Below are 18921 nucleotides of genomic sequence, written 5' to 3' on the forward strand. Positions count from 1 at the left end.
CGCAGGAAACACCTTCCCAGGTGATTTGAGAACCGAAGAAATCGATGAGCAGCTGTGACCTGACCGACGAGGTTAGCCGGCTGTCACCTTGTCACACGGCGCCTGAAGGTCGGCATCGGACGCGGCTGTATGAGCAACCAGCGCCGTCATGATCTCGGCGGCCGCGAGCGCCGCGATGACTTGCGGGCGCTTGTCCTTGACGGCATCGCCGCCGATCGGCGAGACGAGGCGGGCGAATTCCGCTTCGCTGCCATCCGCCGATTTCAGGAACCAGTTCCTGAACGTGGCTTTCTTGGTCTTCGAGCCGATCATGCCGACATAGGCGGTGTCGTTGCGTTTCAGCGCCTCGGCGACAATCAGGAAATCCAGCGCGTGGTCGTGGGTGAGGATGGCGAAAGCCGTACCGGCCGGAGCATCGCGCACCATAGCTTCCGGCATCGGCGTCAACCGCGTCTCGATGGTTTCCGGCATGCCTTCCAGTGCCTCGGCCCGCGTCTCGATGACGACGCCGTGCACCGGAAGAAGTGCAATGGTCGAGGCCAGCGCCTGACCGACATGACCACCGCCGAAGACGTAGACATGCGGCAGATGTGCCTGTTCGGCCTCCGCCGCAGCGATGAGTTCGGCGGCGAGCGCCGCGTCGACGCGCCGGATCAACACTTCGACGCGCCCGCCGCAGCATTGGCCGATCTCGGGGCCGAGTGGCACGTCGAGGGTCGCGCAGATCTCCCCAACCTCGATGCGGCTATCCCGCCCTCTTGTGGAGGAGAAAAGCATCTGCCGTGCCTTGTCGATGGCCATGTATTCGAGTTGGCCGCCGCCGATGGTGCCAAAGATCGCCGCTTGCGAGACGAGCATGAAGGCGCCCTTCTCGCGCGGTGTCGAGCCTCTGGTGCCCGCCACTTCGACCAAAGCGATGCGGCCTTGACCCGCAAGGAAGTCTTTCAGGCTCTGCACTTTCGAGTTCATCATTCGCATTCCCGTGAGGGAAACATAGGCTTTTTCGGTCTGAATTGCACGTTCTGCCAGCCTCAGGCCTTGGCCTCGCCCTTCAGCCGCTCGATCGCCATCAGCACGCGTTCCGGTGTCGCGGGCGCATCGAGACGCGGACAGATCTTGTGATCGGCGACGCTCGCCACCGCGTCCGACAGCGCATGCAGCACCGACATGCCGAGCGGGAATGGCGGCTCACCGACCGCCTTGGAGCGGTGGATCGTCGGCTCGCTTGCCTCCGGCCAGTCGGCCAAGGTGACGTTGAAGATCTTCGGCCGGTCGGAGGCGAGCGGGATCTTGTAGGTCGACGGCGCATGGGTGCGCAGCCGGCCCTTGGCGTCCCACCACAATTCCTCCGTCGTCAGCCAGCCCATCCCCTGGATGAAGCCGCCTTCGACCTGGCCGAGGTCGATGGCGCGGTTCAGCGAGCGGCCGGTCTCGTGCAGGATATCGGTGCGCTCGACCATGTATTCGCCGGTCAGCGTGTCGACCGAGACTTCCGAGCACGAAGCGCCATAGGCGAAATAGTAGAAGGGGCGGCCCTCGCCCTTGTCGCGGTTCCAGTGGATTTTCGGCGTCTTGTAGAAGCCCGCCGCAGAGAGCTGGATGCGGGCCATGTAGGCCTGCTTGACGAGGTCGGCGAAAGCGATCTCCTGGTTGCCGATGCGCACCCGGTTGGGCAGGAACAGCACCTGATCGCGCGGCACCTGGTATTTTTCAGCGGCGAAATCGGTCAGCCGATCCTTGATCTGGCGGGCGCCATTCTGCGCCGCCATGCCGTTGAGGTCGGTGCCGGACGAGGCCGCCGTGGCCGAGGTGTTCGGCACCTTGCCGGTGGTGGTCGCGGTGATCTTCACTTGGTCGAGGTCGATCTGGAATTCCTCCGCCACCACCTGCGCCACCTTGACGTAGAGGCCTTGCCCCATCTCGGTGCCGCCATGGTTCAGATGCACCGAACCGTCGTTGTAGACATGCACCAGCGCCCCAGCCTGGTTGTAGTGGGTAGCCGTGAACGAGATGCCGAACTTGACCGGCGTCAGCGCCAGCCCCCGCTTGATGAAACGGCTGTTGGCATTGAAGGCCGATATCTCGCGCCGCCGACGCGCATAGCTGGCGGTTTCCTCCAGCTCGGCGACGATGCGCTGGATGATGTTGTCCTCGACCGTCTGATGGTAAGGCGTGATATTGCGGTCGCTGGTGCCGTAAAAGTTCTTCTTGCGGATCTCGAGCGGGTCCTTGCCGACGGCAAAGGCCACTTCGTCGATGACGCGTTCGGCGCCGACCATGCCTTGCGGACCGCCAAAGCCACGGAAGGCGGTGTTCGACACGGTGTTGGTGTAGAGCGGCGCCGATTGGGCATGCACCGCCGGCCAGAAATAGGTGTTGTCGCAATGGAACAGCGCGCGATCCGTGACCGGGCCTGACAGGTCCGCGGAGAAACCGCAGCGCGCGGCGAACATGAAATCGACGCCCAGAATGCCGCCTTCATCGTCGAAACCGACCTCGTAGTCGATGAGGAAATCATGCCGCTTGCCGGTGGCGATCATGTCGTCGTCGCGATCGGGTCGGATTTTCACGGCGCGATGGTGCTTCTTCGCGGCGATCGCGGCCAATGCGGCAAACTGGTTGCCTTGCGTTTCCTTGCCGCCGAAACCGCCGCCCATGCGGCGGATTTCCACCGTGATGGCGTTGCTCGGTACGCCGAGCGCATGGCTCACCATGTGCTGGATTTCGCTTGGATGCTGGGTCGAGGAATAGATGGTGACGTCCTGGTCCTCGCCGGGAACGGCCATGGCGATATGGCCCTCGAGGTAGAAATGCTCCTGGCCACCGACTCGCATTTTTCCTTTCAGCCGGCGCGGCGCCTGCCGGATCGCTGTCGCGGCATCGCCGCGCTTCAGCGTGAGCGGAGGCGTGACGAGCTTGTCCTTCTTCGGATCGAGCGCGCCGATGTCGGTGACGAAGGGTAATTCCTTGTACTCGACCTTGGCCAGCCTGGTGGCGCGGCGCGCCTGCTCGCGCGTTTCGGCAATGACGCAGAAGATCGGCTGGCCGAAGAACTCGACCTTGCCGTCGGCGAGCACCGGCTCGTCGTGGCGGCCGGTCGGCGAGATGTCGTTTTCTCCCGGCACATCTTTTGCCGTGAGCACGTCGACAACACCGGAGGCTGCTCGCACCGCGGACAGGTCCATGCGGGTGATGGTGGCATGCGCGGCAGAAGAAAGTCCGAGGCAGCCATGCAGCGTGCCGGCGGGTTCCGGCATGTCGTCGATATAGACGGCGGTGCCGCTGACATGCTTGTGCGCGGAATCGTGGCGCTGATCGGTGGCAACGCCGCCGGCGATCTTTTCAGCCTTCAGATTGGGGGTGGCGTGCTTGTTCATCATGCCGCCTCGTGCCTTGAAACCTGGATCGGCGCCCTGGTTCCACTGGTCTCGGCGAAGAAACGCAGCAAAAGGTTGCGCGCCGCCAGCGCCCGGTATTCGGCCGAAGCCCGCATGTCGGTCAGCGGCGTGAAATCGGTGGCATACTGCGCCATCGCCGCCTCGACCGTCTGTTCAGTCCAGGGCTTGCCGAGCAGCGCTTTTTCGACAGAAGAGGCCCGCTTCGGCGTCGCCGCCATGCCGCCATAGGCGATGCGGACGTCAGCGACCGTGCCGTCCTTGGCCAGTGTCAGGGAGAAAGCGCCGAGTGCTGCCGTGATGTCCTCGTCGCGGCGCTTGGTGATCTTGTAGACGGCAAATTTCGTTGCCTTGGCCGGCACGGGTACGTGCACGGCCTCGACGAACTCGCCCGGCTGCCGGTCCTGCTTGCCATAGGCGATGAAGAAGGTCTCCAGCGGGATCGTGCGCCGTCTCTTGCCCTTGCGCAGCGTCAGGCGCGCGCCGAGCGCGATCAATGGCGGCGGCGTGTCGCCGATGGGGGACCCGTTGGCGATGTTGCCGCCGATGGTGCCCATGTTGCGCACCTGCTCGCCGCCGATACGGTCGAACAGCGGCCCCAGCGCCGGGATGCGCCTGGCCAGTGTCGAGAACGCGTCGGTGTAGGTGACGCCGGCGCCGATCGTGATGACGCCCTTGTCTTCCGAGATGGTGCAGAGCCCGTCGAGATCGCCGATGAAGATCACCGGCGAAATATCGCGCATGTGCTTGGTCACCCACAGGCCAACATCGGTCGAGCCGGCAACGATGGTGGCGCCGGGTTCCTTGTCGAGCACGGCGGCGAAATCGTCGATGTTGGCTGGCACGACGAGGCGCGCCTTGCCGGTGCCGATCTCGACCCGCGCGCCGTCATGCATCGCCTCGAGCCTCGCCGTGATCGCCTTGCGCTCCACCGCCAACGGATCCTTCGCGGCCTTGCCGTAGCTGGAGATGGCATGCGCCGCGCGCATGATCGCCTCGTAGCCGGTGCAACGGCAGAGATTGCCCTGCAAGGCCTTTTCGATGGCAGCGTTCGACGGGTCGGGCGATTTCATCCACAGGCCATAGAGCGACATGACGAAGCCTGGCGTGCAGAAGCCGCATTGCGAGCCATGGCAATCGACCATCGCCTGCTGTACCGGATGCAGCTTGCCAGCCTCGCCGCGCAGGTGTTCGACGGTCACGACATGGGTACCGTCCAGCGAGCCGAGGAAGCGGATACAGGCATTGACGCTTTCATAGACCAGCCCGTTGGCCGAAAGCTTGCCGACCAGGACAGTGCAGGCGCCGCAATCGCCTTCGGCGCAGCCTTCCTTGGTGCCGCGCAGCGACCGGTTGAGCCGCAGCCAGTCGAGCAAGGTCTCGTCGGGCGCCACGTTTGCAAGCGTGACGTCCTCGCCATTGAGGATGAAGCGGATTTCGTTGCGGATATTGACCTTGGCCACGCCTCAGCTCCCCCTGTAAGTCGAATAGCCGTAGGGCGAGACGAGCAGCGGCACATGGTAGTGCACCGGCTCGGCCATGCCGAAGCGGATCGGCACGCTGTCAAGGAAGGCCGGCTCCGGCAGCTTTGCTCCCTGCCGCCGCAGATAATCGCCGGCGGCGAAAACCAGTTCGTATTCACCGGTGCGGAATTCCGCGCCCGCCAGCAGCGGCGCGTCGCAACGGCCATCGGCATTGGTGACAACAGTCTTCAGATGTGTCCGCGCATCGCCATCGAGGTGAAAAAGCGCGATCGACAGCCCCGCCGCCGGCTTGCCGGTTGCCGTGTCGAGGACATGGGTCGTCAGACGCCCGCCATCGGCTTTCGACGTTTCTGCCATTGGCCGCCTCCCATTTCCAGTATGAACGAATTGGCCCGATACAATCGAACATAGTGATGAATTGTGCGCCAATTAAAGGCCATGCATAAGTCCCGGTCGAGCGGAGCGCGACAAAAACACTTTCAAAAATTTTCGGGGGAATGCGCGGGCAACCCTTTCGACTATCCTCACCACAATATCCGGCAGGAGTGACAATGCGTTACGAACGGGACATGCGCGGCTACGGAGCCAATCCGCCGGATCCGAAATGGCCTGGTGGTGCGCATGTCGCCGTACAGTTCGTCGTCAACTACGAGGAGGGCGGCGAGAACTGCGTGCTGCATGGCGACAAGGCATCGGAAGCCTTCCTGTCGGAAATCGTCGGCGCCGCACCCTGGGTGGGCCAGCGCCACTGGAACATGGAATCGATCTACGAGTACGGCGCCCGCGCCGGCTTCTGGCGGCTCCATCGCCTGTTCACCGAGGCCAAGGTGCCCGTCACCTGCTACGGCGTCGCCACCGCGCTCGCCCGGTCGCCCGACCAGGTCACGGCGATGCAGGAAGCCGGCTGGGAGATCGCTTCGCATGGGTTGAAATGGATCGACTACCGCGACCACAGCGCCGAGGACGAGCGCCGCGATCTCGAAGCGGCGATCAAGCTGCATTACGAGGTGACGGGGGCACGCCCGACCGGCTGGTACACAGGCCGCACCTCGGTCAACACGGTGCGGCTGGCGGCGGAAGAGGGCGGCTTCGACTATGTGTCGGACAGCTATGACGACGAGCTGCCCTACTGGTTCGAGCACAAGGGCGGCACACAGCTCATCATTCCCTATACGCTCGACGCCAACGACATGCGCTTCGCGACGCCGCAAGGGTTCAATTCGGGCGACCAGTTCTTTGCCTATCTGAAGGACAGTTTCGACACGCTCTATGCCGAGGGCAAGGAAGGGCGGCCGCGCATGATGAACATCGGCCTGCATTGCCGCCTCGTCGGGCGGCCGGGCCGGGTGGCGGCGCTGAAACGCTTCGTCGACTATGTGAAGTCGCACGACAAGGTCTGGCTGGCGCGGCGCATCGATATCGCCAAGCACTGGCAAAAGGTCAATCCTTACCAGCCGGCGGCACTGCGTCCGTCGAAGATGGAATTCGAAACCTTCGTTCACACATTCGGCGGCGTGTTCGAGCATTCGCCATGGATCGCCGAACGCGCCTATGAGCTGGAGCTGGGCCCGGCGCACGACACCTCGGGCGGCCTGCACAATGCGCTTTGCCGCATCTTCCGCGCCGCGAGCGAGATTGAGCGGCTCGGCGTGCTCAACGCCCACCCCGACCTTGCCGGCAAACTGGCCAAAGCCAGGCGGCTGACGGCGGAATCGACCAGGGAGCAGGCCTCGGCGGGCCTCGATGCGCTGACCGACAAGGAGCGCGAACTGTTCTCCAAGCTCAATGCCGCCTACGTCACCACCTTCGGCTTCCCTTTCATCATCGCGGTGAAGGGCAAGACCAAGGAAGAAATCCTGGCGGAGTTCGAAACACGCATCGGCAACGGCCGCGGCGTCGAATTCGAGACAGCCTGCAAACAGGTCGAGCGCATAGCGCTGCTCCGCCTCAAGGACATGCTTCCACAATAGGTTTGAACCCATGGATACGATCAGGATGCCCGACCGAACCTATTACGCGCCGCATGGCGGCCATTCCGGCCAGAACGAGTTGCTGACCGGGCGCGCCGTCTTCACCGAGGCCTATGCCGTCATCCCCAGGGGTGTAATGCAGGACATCGTCACCAGCGCCTTGCCGTTCTGGGACAAGACCCGCGTCTGGATATTGTCGCGACCGCTGTCCGGTTTTGCCGAGACGTTCTCGCAATACATCGTCGAGGTCGCGCCCGGCGGCGGCAGCGAGCGGCCGGAACCCGATGAAGGCGCCGAGGGCGCCCTGTTCGTGGTCGAGGGCGAACTGACGGTTCTGCTCGCCGGCAAGAAGCATAATCTAAGGCCCGGCGGCTTTGCCTTCCTGCCGCCGGCAAGCGGCTGGACGGTTCGCAACGCGGGCAAGGCCGATGTCCGTTTCCACTGGGTTCGCAAGGCCTACGAAGCCGTCGACGGCCTCGCTACGCCCGAAGCCTTCTTCACCAACGAGCAGGAGATCGCACCGTCGCCGATGCCCGGAACCGAAGGCCGTTGGGCAACGACGCGTTTCGTCGATCCTGCCGATTTGCGCCACGACATGCACATGACCATCGTCACGCTCGAGCCGGGCGCCGTCATTCCCTTCGCCGAGACCCATGTCATGGAGCACGGTCTCTATGTGCTGGAAGGCAAGGCGGTCTACCGCCTCAACCAGGATTGGGTCGAGGTCGAGGCCGGCGACTATATGTGGCTGCGCGCCTTCTGCCCGCAGGCCTGCTATGCCGGCGGCCCGGGGAAATTCCGCTACCTGCTCTACAAGGACGTCAACCGGCACGCCAAGCTCGGCGGGGCGGGCCTCGGGGATCGCGCGCGGTGACCCGCATTGTCGCACGGCCGCTGACCCGCGAGAGCTTTGCCGGGTTCGGCGACGTCATCGACATGAGCGGCGGCAACCACTACCCGATCAATGGCGGCAAGGCCGAGCGCTACCACGATCTCGCCACCGCGGAAGCGGCAGGGCCGAACGCCCGCGTGCTGATCTCGATGGTGCGCGGCACGCCTTACGAATTGCCGCTGAAGCTGAGCATGGTCGAGCGCCATCCGCTTGGCAGCCAGGCCTTCATCCCGCTGTCGCCGCGTCCGTTCCTGGTCGTGGTCTGCCATGACGGCGACGAGGGGCCGGGCGAGCCGCACGCGTTCATCACCGCGCCCGGACAAGGCATCAACTATTCCCGCAATCTCTGGCATGGCGTGCTGACGCCGATCGGCGAGACGCAGGATTTCCTGATCGTCGACCGTGGCGGCGATGGCTCCAATCTCGAAGAATTCCATTTCTCCCACGCCTACGAGATCCATCTCCCATAATTTTTGTGCATGTCGTTACCCCCAAGACCGGGGGCACTTTTGGGCGACATGCAGCAGGAGACTCCGTAATGACCGATATTTCGCTGATCGACCGTCTGCTCGACGTTATCGAGTACGACATCGTGCCGAAGACGGAAGAAGGCGTTGCCCATGGCAACAAGCTGTTCGGCGCGGCGATTTTGCGCAAGGACGATCGCTCGCTGGTGCTGGCCGAGACCAACAATGAGATGGAAAACCCGCTCTGGCATGGCGAGGTGCACTGCCTGAAGCGTTTCTACGAAATGCCCAAGGCCGAGCGCGTCGATACCAGGGACGCTATTTTCCTCGCCACTCACGAACCCTGCTCGCTGTGCCTGTCGGCGATCACCTGGACCGGCTTCGACAATTTCTACTATTTGTTCAGCCACGAGGACTCGCGCGACAGCTTTGCCATCCCGCATGATCTCAGGATTCTGAAGGAGGTCTTCACCCTCGACCCTGGCGGCTACAATGCCGAGAATGCCTATTGGAAGAGCTTTTCGATCCGGAGGCTGGTGCGGTCGCTGCCCGAGGCCGAGCGTCAGCGGCTGGAAAGGCGCATCGGCAGGATTTCCGCCCGCTATGATGAATTGTCGGAGGCCTACCAGGCGAGCAAGGCCGAAAACGACATTCCGCTGAATTGACGCGGATTGACCAGCCGAATTCGTTGGCTGGCCCACGACGCGACCCCACCGGCTCCATCATCTGGCGATCGTTGGAGTCCCGCCATGAAAACCGTCACCGAATTTCCCCGCAAGGTCGTCGAATTTCCGGACATGACCATCGTCATGCCGGATGGCTGCCGGCTGTCGGCGCGGGTGTGGATGCCGGAGGATGCGGGCGATGATCCGGTGCCGGCGATCCTCGAGCATCTGCCCTACCGCAAGCGCGACGGCACCATTTTTCGCGATCAGCTGACGCATCCCTATTTTGCCGGCCACGGCTATGCCTCGATCCGCGTCGACATGCGCGGCAATGGCGATTCCGAAGGGTTGATGGACGACGAATATTCCGAGCAGGAACTGCAGGACGCCTGCGACGTCATCGCCTGGGCGGCAAGCCAGCCCTGGTGCAATGGCAATGTCGGCATGATGGGCATTTCCTGGGGCGGCTTCAACTGCCTGCAGGTGGCGGCCAAGCAGCCGCCGGCGCTGAAGGCGGTGATCAGCCTGTGCTCGACCGTCGACCGCTACGCCGACGACATCCACTACAAGGGCGGCTGCCTGCTGATCGAGAATTTCGGCTGGGCCTCGACGATGCTTTCCTATTCGTCGCGGCCGCCGGACCCGCTCTTGGCCGGCGACGTCAGGTGGCGCGATCTGTGGCTGACAAGGCTGGAGAACGAGCCTTTCCTGGCGCCGCTATGGCTGAAGCATCAGCACCGCGACGCCTACTGGAAACGCGGCTCGATCTGCGAGGATTTTTCCGCCGTCCATGCGGCGGTGCTGTCGATCGGCGGCTGGCATGACGGCTACCGCAACACCGTCTCGCATCTCGCCACCAACATCGAAGCCCCGGTCAAGGGCATCATTGGCCCCTGGATCCACAAATACCCACACTATGCGGCACCCAAGCCCGCCATCGGTTTCCTGCAGGAAGCGCTGCGCTGGTGGGACCGCTGGCTGAAGGGTGCCGACACCGGTGTCGAAGCCGACCCGGCATACCGCGCCTATGTGATGGATAGCGTGCGCCCGGCGCGCTGGCACCCCGAGCGGCCGGGACGCTGGGTGGCGGAACAGGAGTGGCCATCGCCCAACATCAAGACACAACAGATTGCGCTGATCCACGAGGGCGGCAAGCCAGCCATCGTCGCCTCACCACAGAGCTGCGGCCTGGCCGGTGGCGAGTACTTTCCGTTCACCTTCGGCCCGGAATTGCCGGGCGACCAGCGTCCCGACGATGCGCTGTCGGTATGTTTCGACCAGCCGGAACTCAGCGCGGCGATCGACATCGTCGGCGCGCCTGAAGTCGAGGTGCGGGTATCCTCCGACCGCCGGCAGGCCAACATCGCGATCCGGCTGTGCGATGTGCATCCGGACGGTGCCTCGGAACTGATTTCCTACGGCGTGCTCAACCTGACACACCGCAACTCGCACGAATTCCCTGAGGCGCTGGTGCCCGGCGAAACCGTGTCGGCGCGCGTGGTGCTCGATCAGTGCGCCTACCGGGTGCCAGCCGGCCACCGACTGCGTATTGCCGTGTCGAACGCCTATTGGCCGATGATCTGGCCATCGCCGGAACCGGTTCAGCTCACCATGTCGGCCGCGACGCTGTCCTTGCCATTGCGCCCGTTGGCGACAGGCGACGAAGTGACGTTCGCCGAACCGGAAGGCGCCACCCCCTGGGCAACGGAAATGATCCGCGCCACCAGTTCCGAGCGCCATGTCGATCGCGACGAGACGACTGGAATTGTCACGCTTTCCATAACGGACGATTTCGGCGAAGTGCGCGATCTCGCCCATGCGCTGGCCAATGGCAGCATTGCCCGCGAGACCTGGACGATCCATCCCGACGATCCGCTGTCGGCCTCGGGAAAGACGCACTGGACGCAAACCCTGTCGCGAAATGGATGGTCGGTGCGCACGGAGACATCGGCGGAAATGCGATCTGATGCGCAAAACTTCATCGTCAGCGCCAGAATCGAGGCGTATGAGGGTGAAATGCTCGTCTTCCAGCGCAATTTCGAGGAAAAGGTGCCGCGCGCACTCCTTTGAGACTCGATCGAGGCTTGAATGCATTGGTCCAAATGCGACGCACGATTTACGCCACGGCATGTCGCATTCCGTCTTGCTTACCGCTTTCCCTTGCGGTCATTATTCTCCTCATAAGAAACAAGAAAATCGGCCGCAGAGTCGAACCAACAGAGTGAGGAACTCAACATGTCAAACGAACTGGAATTCCTAAGCCGGCGTGTCGCGTCGGGCAAACTGAGCCGTCGTGATTTTCTCGGCCGGGCGGCGGCGCTCGGTGTCACTGCGCCCTTCGCCAACTCGCTGCTTTCAAGTGCGGCGCGCGCGGCTGGCCCGGTCAAGGGCGGCACGCTCAAGGCCGGCCTGGTCGGTGGCGAATCCACCAACAGTCTCGACCCGGCGCTGTTCATGACGCAAGTGCCGTTCGCCTTCGGCAAGATGTGGGGTGAAATGATCGTCGAGCTGTCGCCGGAGGGCAAGCTCGAGAACCGCATCGCCGAGGAAATCGGCTCATCCGACGACGCCAAGGTGTGGACGCTGAAGATCCGCGACGGCGTGGAATTCCACAATGGCAAGACGGTGACCGCCGAGGACGTGGCCGCCACGCTCGAGCGCCATTCGGACGAAAAGTCGAAGTCCGGCGCGCTCGGCTACATGAAGGGCATCGAGACCATCAAGGCCAACGGCAAGGAAGTCGTGCTGACGCTGAAGGAGCCGAATGCCGATCTTCCCTACCTGCTCAGCGACTATCACCTGATCGTCCAGCCCAATGGCGGCAAGGACAAGGCCGATGCCGGCATTTCGGCTGGCCCCTACAAGGTCACCACCAACGAGCCCGGCGTGCGCCATGGCGGCGAGCGCTTCGCCAACTACTGGCAGGGCGACAAGATGGGCCATGCCGACCAGATCGAGATCATCGTCATCAACGACGCAACCGCGCGCACGGCGGCCCTGCAGGGCGGCCAGGTCAACATGATCAATCGCGTCGAGCCGAAGATCGTCGACCTGATCAAGCGTCTGCCCGGCGTCACCATCCGCAATCATTCCGGTCCCGGCCACTACGTCTTCATCATGCATTGCAACACGGCGCCGTTCGACAACAACGATCTGCGCATGGCGCTGAAGCTGGCGATCGACCGCGAGGAGATGCTGGACAAGATCCTGCGCGGCTATGGCTCGCTCGGCAACGACTTCCCGATCAACGCGGCCTACCCGCTGTTCACCGAGATCGAGCAGCGCAAGTACGATCCCGACAAGGCCAAATTCCACTACAAGAAGTCGGGCCATGACGGCTCGGTCCTGCTGCGCACCTCGGATGTCGCCTTCCCCGGCGCCGTCGACGCCGCGCAGCTCTTCCAGCAGAGTGCGGCAAAGGCCGGCATCAAGCTCGAGATCAAGCGCGAGCCGGGCGACGGCTACTGGTCGGAAGTCTGGAACAAGCAGCCCTTCTGCGCCTCCTACTGGGGCGGACGCTCGACGCAGGACCAGATGTATTCGACCGCCTATCTGTCGACGGCCGACTGGAACGACACGCGCTTCAAGCGTCCCGATTTCGACAAGATGGTGCTGGCGGCGCGCGCCGAGCTCGACGAGGCCAAGCGCAAGGCGATGTACCACGACATGGCCGTCATGGTGCGCGATGAGGGTGGTCTGATCCTGCCGATGTTCAACCAGTTCATCGACGCGACCGGCGCCAAGGTCGACGGTTGGGTCGATGATCCGCATCAGGAATTGATGAACGGTTACGCCCTGGCGAAGTGCTGGCTCCAGGCTTGAGCCCGGCTTTGCGGATATGTCATCACCCATTCTGAAGCTAATTGCCCAGCGCATCGCGCTGGGCATTCTCCTGCTGCTGGCCGTTTCGGTCCTGATTTTCGCCGGCACCCAGATCCTGCCCGGCGACGTCGCGCAAGCCATTCTCGGACAATCGGCGACGCCGGAGTCGCTCGCCAATCTGCGCGAGCAGCTCGGGCTCAACGACCCGGCCTATATCAGGTATTTCCGCTGGCTCGGCGGCGTGGTGACCGGCGACCTCGGCACGGCGATGTCGAGTGGGCAGGATATCGCCACATCGATCAAGGGACGGTTGTGGAACACACTGTTCCTCGCCTTCTGGGCGGCGATCGTCGCGGTGCCGCTGGCGATCATCCTGGGCCTGATCGCGGTGCGCTACCGCAACGGCTGGGTCGACAAGCTGATCTCCGGACTGGCGCTCGCGTCGACCTCCTTCCCCGAATTCTTCATCGGCTACGTGCTCGTCTATTTCTTTGCCGTGAAATGGCAGATCTTTCCGGGCATCTCGACCGTCTATGACGGCATGCCGTTCGGCGAGCGCATGCAGGCGATCGCCTTGCCGGCGACGGCACTGACGCTGGTGGTGCTGGCCCACATGATGCGCATGACGCGCGCGGCGATCCTCAACGTCATGCAGTCGGCCTATGTCGAGACGGCGGAACTGAAGGGCCTGTCGGCCTTCAACGTCATCCGCAAGCATGCCTTCCCCAACGCGATTGCGCCGATCATCAATGTCGTCATGCTCAACCTCGCCTATCTCATCGTCGGCGTTGTCGTGGTCGAAGTGATCTTCGTCTATCCCGGCATGGGACAATATCTCGTCGACCACGTCACCAAGCGCGACGTGCCGGTGGTGCAGGCGGTGGGGTTGATCTTCGCCGCCGTCTATATCGGGCTGAACATCATTGCGGACATAGCGGCGATCGTCGCCAATCCGCGCCTTCGGCATCCAAAGTAAGGGGGCGGGTATGCTCGATATCAAACGCATTCCCATCCCGGCGCTGATCGGCATAATACTGACAGCCTTGTTCGTCCTGGCGGCGATCTTCGCGCCCTTCATCGCACCGCACGGCAATGGCGAGATCGTCGGCGACGTTTGGGAACCGATGTCAGCCGCGCACTGGCTCGGCACCGACAATCTCGGCCGTGACCTGCTGTCGCGCATGATCTACGGCGCCCGCATCACCCTGTTCATCGCCGTGCTGGCCACCGCGCTGTCGTTCTCGCTGGGCGCCATACTCGGCTTCTCGGCGGCGGTGTTCGGTGGCTGGTACGACACGCTGCTGTCGCGTCTTGTCGATCTCCTGATGTCGATCCCGACGCTGATCATGGGCCTCGTCGTGCTTTCGGTGCTGCCGACCAACCTGGTGACGCTGATCCTGGTCATGGGCATTCTCGACTCGACCCGCGTCTATCGCCTGTCGCGAGCGGTGGCCGTCGACATCAACGTCATGGACTATGTCGAGGCCGCCAAATTGCGCGGCGAAGGCAGCGCCTGGATCATCTTCCGCGAGATCCTGCCCAATGCGCTGTCGCCACTGGTTTCGGAACTCGGCCTGCGCTTCATCTATGCCGTGCTGTTCCTGTCGACGCTGTCCTTCCTCGGCCTTGGCGTACAGCCGCCGGATGCCGACTGGGGCGGCATGGTCAAGGAAAACAAGGACGGCATCGTTTTCGGCATCGGGGCCGCACTGATCCCGGCGGCGGCGATCGCCATGCTGGCGATTTCGGTCAACCTTGTCGCCGACTGGGTGCTCAACCGTACGACAAGCCTGAAGGGAGGACGCGGGTGATGGCCGACAGCAAAGCGAAGCCTGGCCTGCTGCTCGACATCCGCAACCTGCGCATCGAGGCCACGGTGTATCCGCCCGGCGAGCCGCCGAAGACGATCACCCTCGTCCACGACGTCTCGCTGACGCTGGAGAAGGGCAAGGTGCTGGGGTTGATCGGTGAATCCGGCGCCGGCAAGTCGACCATCGGCCTGTCGTCGATGGGCTATGGCCGCGGCGGCGTGCGCATCACCGGCGGCGAGGTCATCCTCAACGGCCGTGACATCCTCAAGGGTGGCAAGGACGGCTTCCGCAAGCTGCGCGGCCGCGAGGTCTGCTATGTCGCGCAATCGGCGGCGGCTGCCTTCAACCCGGCGCACAAGCTGATGGACCAGGTGGTGGAGGCCACGCTTCTGCATGGCACGGCGACTCGCGCGGAAGCCGAAAAGCGCGCCGTCGCGCTGTTCAAGAAGCTCAGCCTGCCGAACCCGGAAACCATCGGCGAACGCTTTCCGCACCAGGTCTCGGGCGGCCAGCTGCAGCGTGTGATGACGGCGATGGCGCTGTGCTCCGAGCCGGACCTGATCGTCTTCGACGAGCCGACGACGGCGCTCGACGTGACGACGCAGATCGACGTGCTGGCGGCGATCAAGGACGCCATCCGCGACACCCATGTCGCGGCGCTCTACATCACCCATGACCTTGCCGTCGTCGCCCAGGTCTCCGACGAGATCATGGTGCTGCGCCATGGCCGGCTGGTCGAATGGGGCGGCACGCGCCAGATCATCAAGGAGCCGCGCCAGGAATACACCAACGCGCTGGTGTCGGTGCATGAGATCGAACATGCCGAACAGAAGCCAGGCACGACGCCATTCCTGTCGGTGAAGAACGTCACCGCCGCTTATGGCGGCGGCCACGTCAAGGTGCTGAAGAACGTCTCGGTCGACATCTATCCAGGCCAGACGCTGGCCGTTGTCGGCGAATCCGGTTCGGGCAAGTCGACGCTGGCGCGCGCCATCACAGGGCTTTTGCCGCCCGAACAGGGCACGGTGACCTTCGATGGGCGCCCGCTGGCCAACCGGCTGGCCGACCGGCCGAAGGAGGATCTGCGCCAGCTGCAGATGATATACCAGATGGCCGATGTGGCAATGAACCCGCGCCAGACCGTCGGCACCATCATCGGTCGGCCGCTGGAGTTCTATTTCGGCATGCGCGGCAAGCAGCGCGACGCCCGCGTCGCCGAGCTGCTCGACAAGATCGAGATGGGCAAGGGTTTCATCGACCGCTATCCGGCCGAGCTTTCGGGCGGACAGAAGCAGCGCGTCTGCATCGCCCGTTCGCTCGCCGCCAAACCAAAGCTGATCATCTGCGACGAGGTGACATCGGCGCTCGATCCGCTGGTCGCCAACGGTATTCTCAAGCTGCTGCTCGACCTGCAGAAGGAGGAGAACGTCGCCTATCTGTTCATCACCCATGATCTCGCCACGGTGAAGTCGATCGCCGATTCGATCGCGGTGATGTATCGCGGCGAGGTGGTACGCTATGGGCCGAAGAGCAAGGTGCTGACGCCGCCCTTCGACGCCTATACCGACCTTCTCTTGTCATCGGTTCCGGAGATGGAGATCGGCTGGCTGGAGAAGGCGATCAAGGGACGGCGCATGGCCAGTGCGGGGAACTAGAACAATTCCAGGAAAAGTGTGGAACGGTTTTCCCGGGAAAAGCGCGTAGCGCTTTCCCCAGGGAATTGCGCCGAAACAAAGGGATGGATCTGATCCGCCGATCAGGGAAGACGGCTGCCGTCATCCGCATGCAACACTCCAGCGCCACACGTCCTTCTGGGCGGGCGCCGCTCGTGTGAAACTGTTTCAAAGGGGGTAGGAAAATGAAGACTGAACTCGACCATCTCGCTGAGCTCGCCGGCCAGGGGCGGATATCGCGCCGCGACTTCCTCGGCCGCACCGCGGCACTGGGCGTATCAGCGGCGCTGGCAACCACACTGGCGGGAAAAGCCTTCGCGCAGGCGCCGGTCAAGGGCGGCATCCTCAAGGCCGGCCTGCAAGGCGGTGAATCGACCAACAGCCTCGATCCGGCGCTCAACCTCAGCCAGGTCACCTACAGTTTCGGCAAGCAATGGGGCGAATACCTGGTCCGGCTGATGCCGGACAACAGCCTGACCAACATGATCGCCGAGGAGATCGGCGCCGCCAAGGACGCCAAGACCTGGACGATCAAGGTGCGCGACGGCATCGAATTCCACAATGGCAAGACCGTTGCCGCCGAAGACATCGCGGCCACCATCGAACGGCATGCCGACGAGAAATCGAAGTCGGGCGCCCTCGGCATCCTCAAGAACATCAAGGGCGTCAAGGCGAGCGGCAAGGAAGTCATCGTCACGCTTGGCGACGCCGATGCCGACTTCCCCTATCTGATGGCCGATTACCACCTGGTCATCCAGCCGAATGGCGGCAAGGACAATCCGAATGCCGGCATCAGCGCCGGCCCCTACAAGGTCGCCGTCAACCAGCCGGGCGTGCGCCATGGCGGCGAGCGCTTCGCCAATTACTGGCAAGGCGACAAGATGGGCCATGCCGACCAGATCGAGATCGTCGTCATCAACGACGCGACCGCAAGGCTGGCCGCCCTGCAGGGCGGCCAGGTGCACATGATCAACCGCGTCGAGCCCAAGGTGGTCGACCTGGTCAAGCGCATTCCCGGCGTCACCATCGAGAACGTGTCGGGCAAGGGCTACTACCCGTTCAACATGTTCTGCGACACCGCCCCCTTCGACAGCAACGACCTGCGGATGGCGTTGAAACTCGCCATGGACCGCGACGAGATGCTGGAAAAGATCCTGCGTGGCTATGGCTCGGTCGGTAACGACTTCCCGATCAACGAAGCCTATCCGCTGTTTTCCAGCGACATCGAACAGCGCAAATTCGATCCGGAAAAGGCGGCAGCGCTCTACAAGAAATCCGGCCATAGCGGCTCGATCGTGCTGCGCACCTCGGATGTCGCCTTCCCCGGCGCCGTCGATGCCGCCCAGCTCTATCAGCAGTCCTGCGCCAAGGCCGGCATCAAGATCGAGATCAAGCGCGAACCGGGCGACGGCTACTGGTCGGAGGTCTGGAACAAGCAGCCCTTCTCGCTCTCCTACTGGGGTGGGCGCGCCACGCAGGACCAGATGTATTCCACCGGCTACGTTTCGACCGCCGACTGGAACGACACGCGGTTCAAGCGGCCGGAATTCGACAAGATGCTGTTTGCGGCGCGCGGCGAGCTCGACCAGGCCAAGCGCAAGGCGATCTACCACGACATGGCGGTGATGATGCGCGATGAAGGCGGACTGATCGTGCCCTTCTTCAACCAGTTCATCGACGCCGCCGCCACCAACAAGATTGGCGGCTTCGCCAAGAGCCCGATCGGCGAAATGATGGATGGTTATGCGTTGGCTGAGTGCTGGCTGAACGCCTGACATCAGGGTTATCCTGAAAGACGCCGCGTGTCCGCATGACACGCGGCGCGTTCGTTTCAACCGACAACCGCATGGAGCAGCCCATGGCGCTCAAATCCAGGCTCTTGCTGATCATCCTCGATGGCGTGCCTTACAGGAACTGGCGCCGGCTGATGGGCAATCTCGAAGGCTGGGTGCAATCGGGCGAGGCGCGGGTCTGGAAGATGCGCTCCGTGCTGCCGTCGACCTCCGCTTGCTGCTACGCCTCGATCCACACCGGCGTGTCGCCACAGGTGCACGGCATCCTGTCCAACGAGAACCGCTTCCGCGTCGGGCAGCCCGATATCTTCTCCGAGGTCAGCAAGGCCGGCGGCAAGACCGGGGCCGTCACCCATTCCTACTGGTCGGAATTCTTCCGGGCCTATCCGTTCGACCTGGTCGAGGACATGGAATTCGACCAGCCGGGCGGGCCGATCACGCATGGCCGGTTCCACACCATGACGGGCTACAACGCCCGCAACCAGATGACGCCGAGCGACGTCGACCTGTTCGCGACACTGACCATGCTGACCAGGCGCCACGGCATCGACTATGGCATCCTGCACACCTGCACGCTGGACTCGATGGGTCACCGCTTTGGCCACGACTGCCACGAGATGGACCATGCCGTCTATGCGATGGACGGCATGCTGGCGGCTTTCCTGCCGCGCTGGATCGAAGCCGGGTACGAGGTCATGGTCACCGCCGACCACGGCCAGACCGATCGCGGCCACCATGGCGGCCATGACGACGAGATGCAGGATTTCGCGTTGTATTATTTCGGCCCGGGCCAAGGCCCACAGGCCGACACGCTGCTCGACCAGTTGCAACTGGCGCCGACGGTGTTGAGCCGGCTGGGGGTGCCCGTGCCGGCGACGATGAAGGCGAAGCCGTTCTTGAGCTGAGCGGGTGGCCGTGACGTTGGCGCCCCCCTCTCCCCGTTCTTCAC

15 protein-coding genes are annotated in these 18921 nt (G+C 63.4%); 11 read left to right on the forward strand and 4 right to left on the reverse strand.

Annotation, left to right across the window (positions count from 1 at the left end):
• Window positions 1-72: 72 nt before the first annotated feature.
• The 4 genes from xdhC to uraH all read right to left on the reverse strand — a co-directional run bounded on the left by xdhC (window position 73) and on the right by uraH (window position 5236).
• Window positions 73-969: a xanthine dehydrogenase accessory protein XdhC gene (gene xdhC / locus AC56QP_RS16160; protein ID WP_489863580.1), complete on the reverse strand. Its 897-nt coding sequence runs from the start codon at window positions 967-969 to the stop codon at window positions 73-75.
• A 62-nt stretch (window positions 970-1031) separates the two neighbouring features.
• Window positions 1032-3377, reverse strand: a complete 2346-nt coding sequence (xdhB, locus tag AC56QP_RS16165; RefSeq protein WP_489863579.1) for a xanthine dehydrogenase molybdopterin binding subunit — start codon at window positions 3375-3377, stop codon at window positions 1032-1034.
• Window positions 3377-4858, reverse strand: coding sequence for a xanthine dehydrogenase small subunit (gene xdhA / locus AC56QP_RS16170; protein ID WP_489859011.1), 1482 nt, complete (start codon window positions 4856-4858; stop codon window positions 3377-3379). The genes xdhB and xdhA overlap by 1 nt, the downstream gene beginning before the upstream one ends.
• A gap of 3 nt (window positions 4859-4861) precedes the next feature.
• Window positions 4862-5236 (reverse strand): hydroxyisourate hydrolase, encoded by a 375-nt coding sequence (gene uraH, locus AC56QP_RS16175; protein ID WP_489859010.1) that lies wholly within the window; start codon window positions 5234-5236, stop codon window positions 4862-4864.
• Window positions 5237-5430: 194 nt separating this feature from the next.
• Between uraH and puuE the strand changes: the two genes are divergently transcribed.
• The 11 genes from puuE to AC56QP_RS16230 all read left to right on the forward strand — a co-directional run bounded on the left by puuE (window position 5431) and on the right by AC56QP_RS16230 (window position 18877).
• Complete coding sequence (gene puuE, locus AC56QP_RS16180) at window positions 5431-6849, forward strand: allantoinase PuuE (RefSeq protein ID WP_489859009.1); 1419 nt, start codon at window positions 5431-5433, stop codon at window positions 6847-6849.
• Between the two features lie 10 nt (window positions 6850-6859).
• Complete coding sequence (locus AC56QP_RS16185) at window positions 6860-7723, forward strand: bifunctional allantoicase/(S)-ureidoglycine aminohydrolase (RefSeq protein ID WP_489859008.1); 864 nt, start codon at window positions 6860-6862, stop codon at window positions 7721-7723.
• On the forward strand, window positions 7720-8211 hold the full coding sequence (locus tag AC56QP_RS16190) for an ureidoglycolate lyase (protein ID WP_489859007.1): 492 nt from the start codon (window positions 7720-7722) through the stop codon (window positions 8209-8211). Before AC56QP_RS16185 ends, AC56QP_RS16190 begins: the two co-directional genes overlap by 4 nt.
• 68 nt (window positions 8212-8279) lie before the next feature.
• The gene (locus AC56QP_RS16195; RefSeq protein ID WP_489859006.1) at window positions 8280-8873 is read left to right on the forward strand and encodes a nucleoside deaminase; all 594 of its coding nucleotides are present in this window, start codon (window positions 8280-8282) and stop codon (window positions 8871-8873) included.
• Between the two features lie 84 nt (window positions 8874-8957).
• Window positions 8958-10943, forward strand: coding sequence for a CocE/NonD family hydrolase (locus AC56QP_RS16200; protein ID WP_489859005.1), 1986 nt, complete (start codon window positions 8958-8960; stop codon window positions 10941-10943).
• A gap of 165 nt (window positions 10944-11108) precedes the next feature.
• Window positions 11109-12695: an ABC transporter substrate-binding protein gene (locus AC56QP_RS16205; RefSeq protein WP_489859004.1), complete on the forward strand. Its 1587-nt coding sequence runs from the start codon at window positions 11109-11111 to the stop codon at window positions 12693-12695.
• Between the two features lie 16 nt (window positions 12696-12711).
• On the forward strand, window positions 12712-13671 hold the full coding sequence (locus AC56QP_RS16210) for an ABC transporter permease (protein WP_489859003.1): 960 nt from the start codon (window positions 12712-12714) through the stop codon (window positions 13669-13671).
• A 10-nt stretch (window positions 13672-13681) separates the two neighbouring features.
• Window positions 13682-14506, forward strand: coding sequence for an ABC transporter permease (locus AC56QP_RS16215; protein WP_489859002.1), 825 nt, complete (start codon window positions 13682-13684; stop codon window positions 14504-14506).
• Entirely contained in the window at window positions 14506-16161 is a 1656-nt protein-coding gene (locus AC56QP_RS16220) for an ABC transporter ATP-binding protein (RefSeq protein WP_489859001.1), read from the forward strand. The genes AC56QP_RS16215 and AC56QP_RS16220 overlap by 1 nt, the downstream gene beginning before the upstream one ends.
• A 203-nt stretch (window positions 16162-16364) precedes the next feature.
• On the forward strand, window positions 16365-17954 hold the full coding sequence (locus AC56QP_RS16225) for an ABC transporter substrate-binding protein (RefSeq protein WP_489859000.1): 1590 nt from the start codon (window positions 16365-16367) through the stop codon (window positions 17952-17954).
• A gap of 83 nt (window positions 17955-18037) precedes the next feature.
• A complete protein-coding gene (locus AC56QP_RS16230) occupies window positions 18038-18877 on the forward strand; it encodes an alkaline phosphatase family protein (RefSeq protein ID WP_489858999.1) in 840 nt (279 codons plus the stop codon).
• The last annotated feature ends 44 nt before the right edge of the window (window positions 18878-18921 follow it).

Source organism: Mesorhizobium sp. RCAM 05104, from assembly GCF_059683645.1.

Excerpts from the sequence above, each read along its gene's own strand:
- xdhC (WP_489863580.1), bottom strand. The coding sequence starts at position 969 with ATGAACTCGAAAGTGCAGAGCCTGAAAGACTTCCTTGCGGGTCAAGGC.
- xdhB (WP_489863579.1), bottom strand. The coding sequence starts at position 3,377 with ATGAACAAGCACGCCACCCCCAATCTGAAGGCTGAAAAGATCGCCGGC.
- uraH (WP_489859010.1), bottom strand. The coding sequence starts at position 5,236 with ATGGCAGAAACGTCGAAAGCCGATGGCGGGCGTCTGACGACCCATGTC.
- puuE (WP_489859009.1), top strand. The coding sequence starts at position 5,431 with ATGCGTTACGAACGGGACATGCGCGGCTACGGAGCCAATCCGCCGGAT.
- AC56QP_RS16185 (WP_489859008.1), top strand. The coding sequence starts at position 6,860 with ATGGATACGATCAGGATGCCCGACCGAACCTATTACGCGCCGCATGGC.
- AC56QP_RS16195 (WP_489859006.1), top strand. The coding sequence starts at position 8,280 with ATGACCGATATTTCGCTGATCGACCGTCTGCTCGACGTTATCGAGTAC.
- AC56QP_RS16200 (WP_489859005.1), top strand. The coding sequence starts at position 8,958 with ATGAAAACCGTCACCGAATTTCCCCGCAAGGTCGTCGAATTTCCGGAC.
- AC56QP_RS16205 (WP_489859004.1), top strand. The coding sequence starts at position 11,109 with ATGTCAAACGAACTGGAATTCCTAAGCCGGCGTGTCGCGTCGGGCAAA.
- AC56QP_RS16210 (WP_489859003.1), top strand. The coding sequence starts at position 12,712 with ATGTCATCACCCATTCTGAAGCTAATTGCCCAGCGCATCGCGCTGGGC.
- AC56QP_RS16215 (WP_489859002.1), top strand. The coding sequence starts at position 13,682 with ATGCTCGATATCAAACGCATTCCCATCCCGGCGCTGATCGGCATAATA.
- AC56QP_RS16220 (WP_489859001.1), top strand. The coding sequence starts at position 14,506 with ATGGCCGACAGCAAAGCGAAGCCTGGCCTGCTGCTCGACATCCGCAAC.
- AC56QP_RS16225 (WP_489859000.1), top strand. The coding sequence starts at position 16,365 with ATGAAGACTGAACTCGACCATCTCGCTGAGCTCGCCGGCCAGGGGCGG.
- AC56QP_RS16230 (WP_489858999.1), top strand. The coding sequence starts at position 18,038 with ATGGCGCTCAAATCCAGGCTCTTGCTGATCATCCTCGATGGCGTGCCT.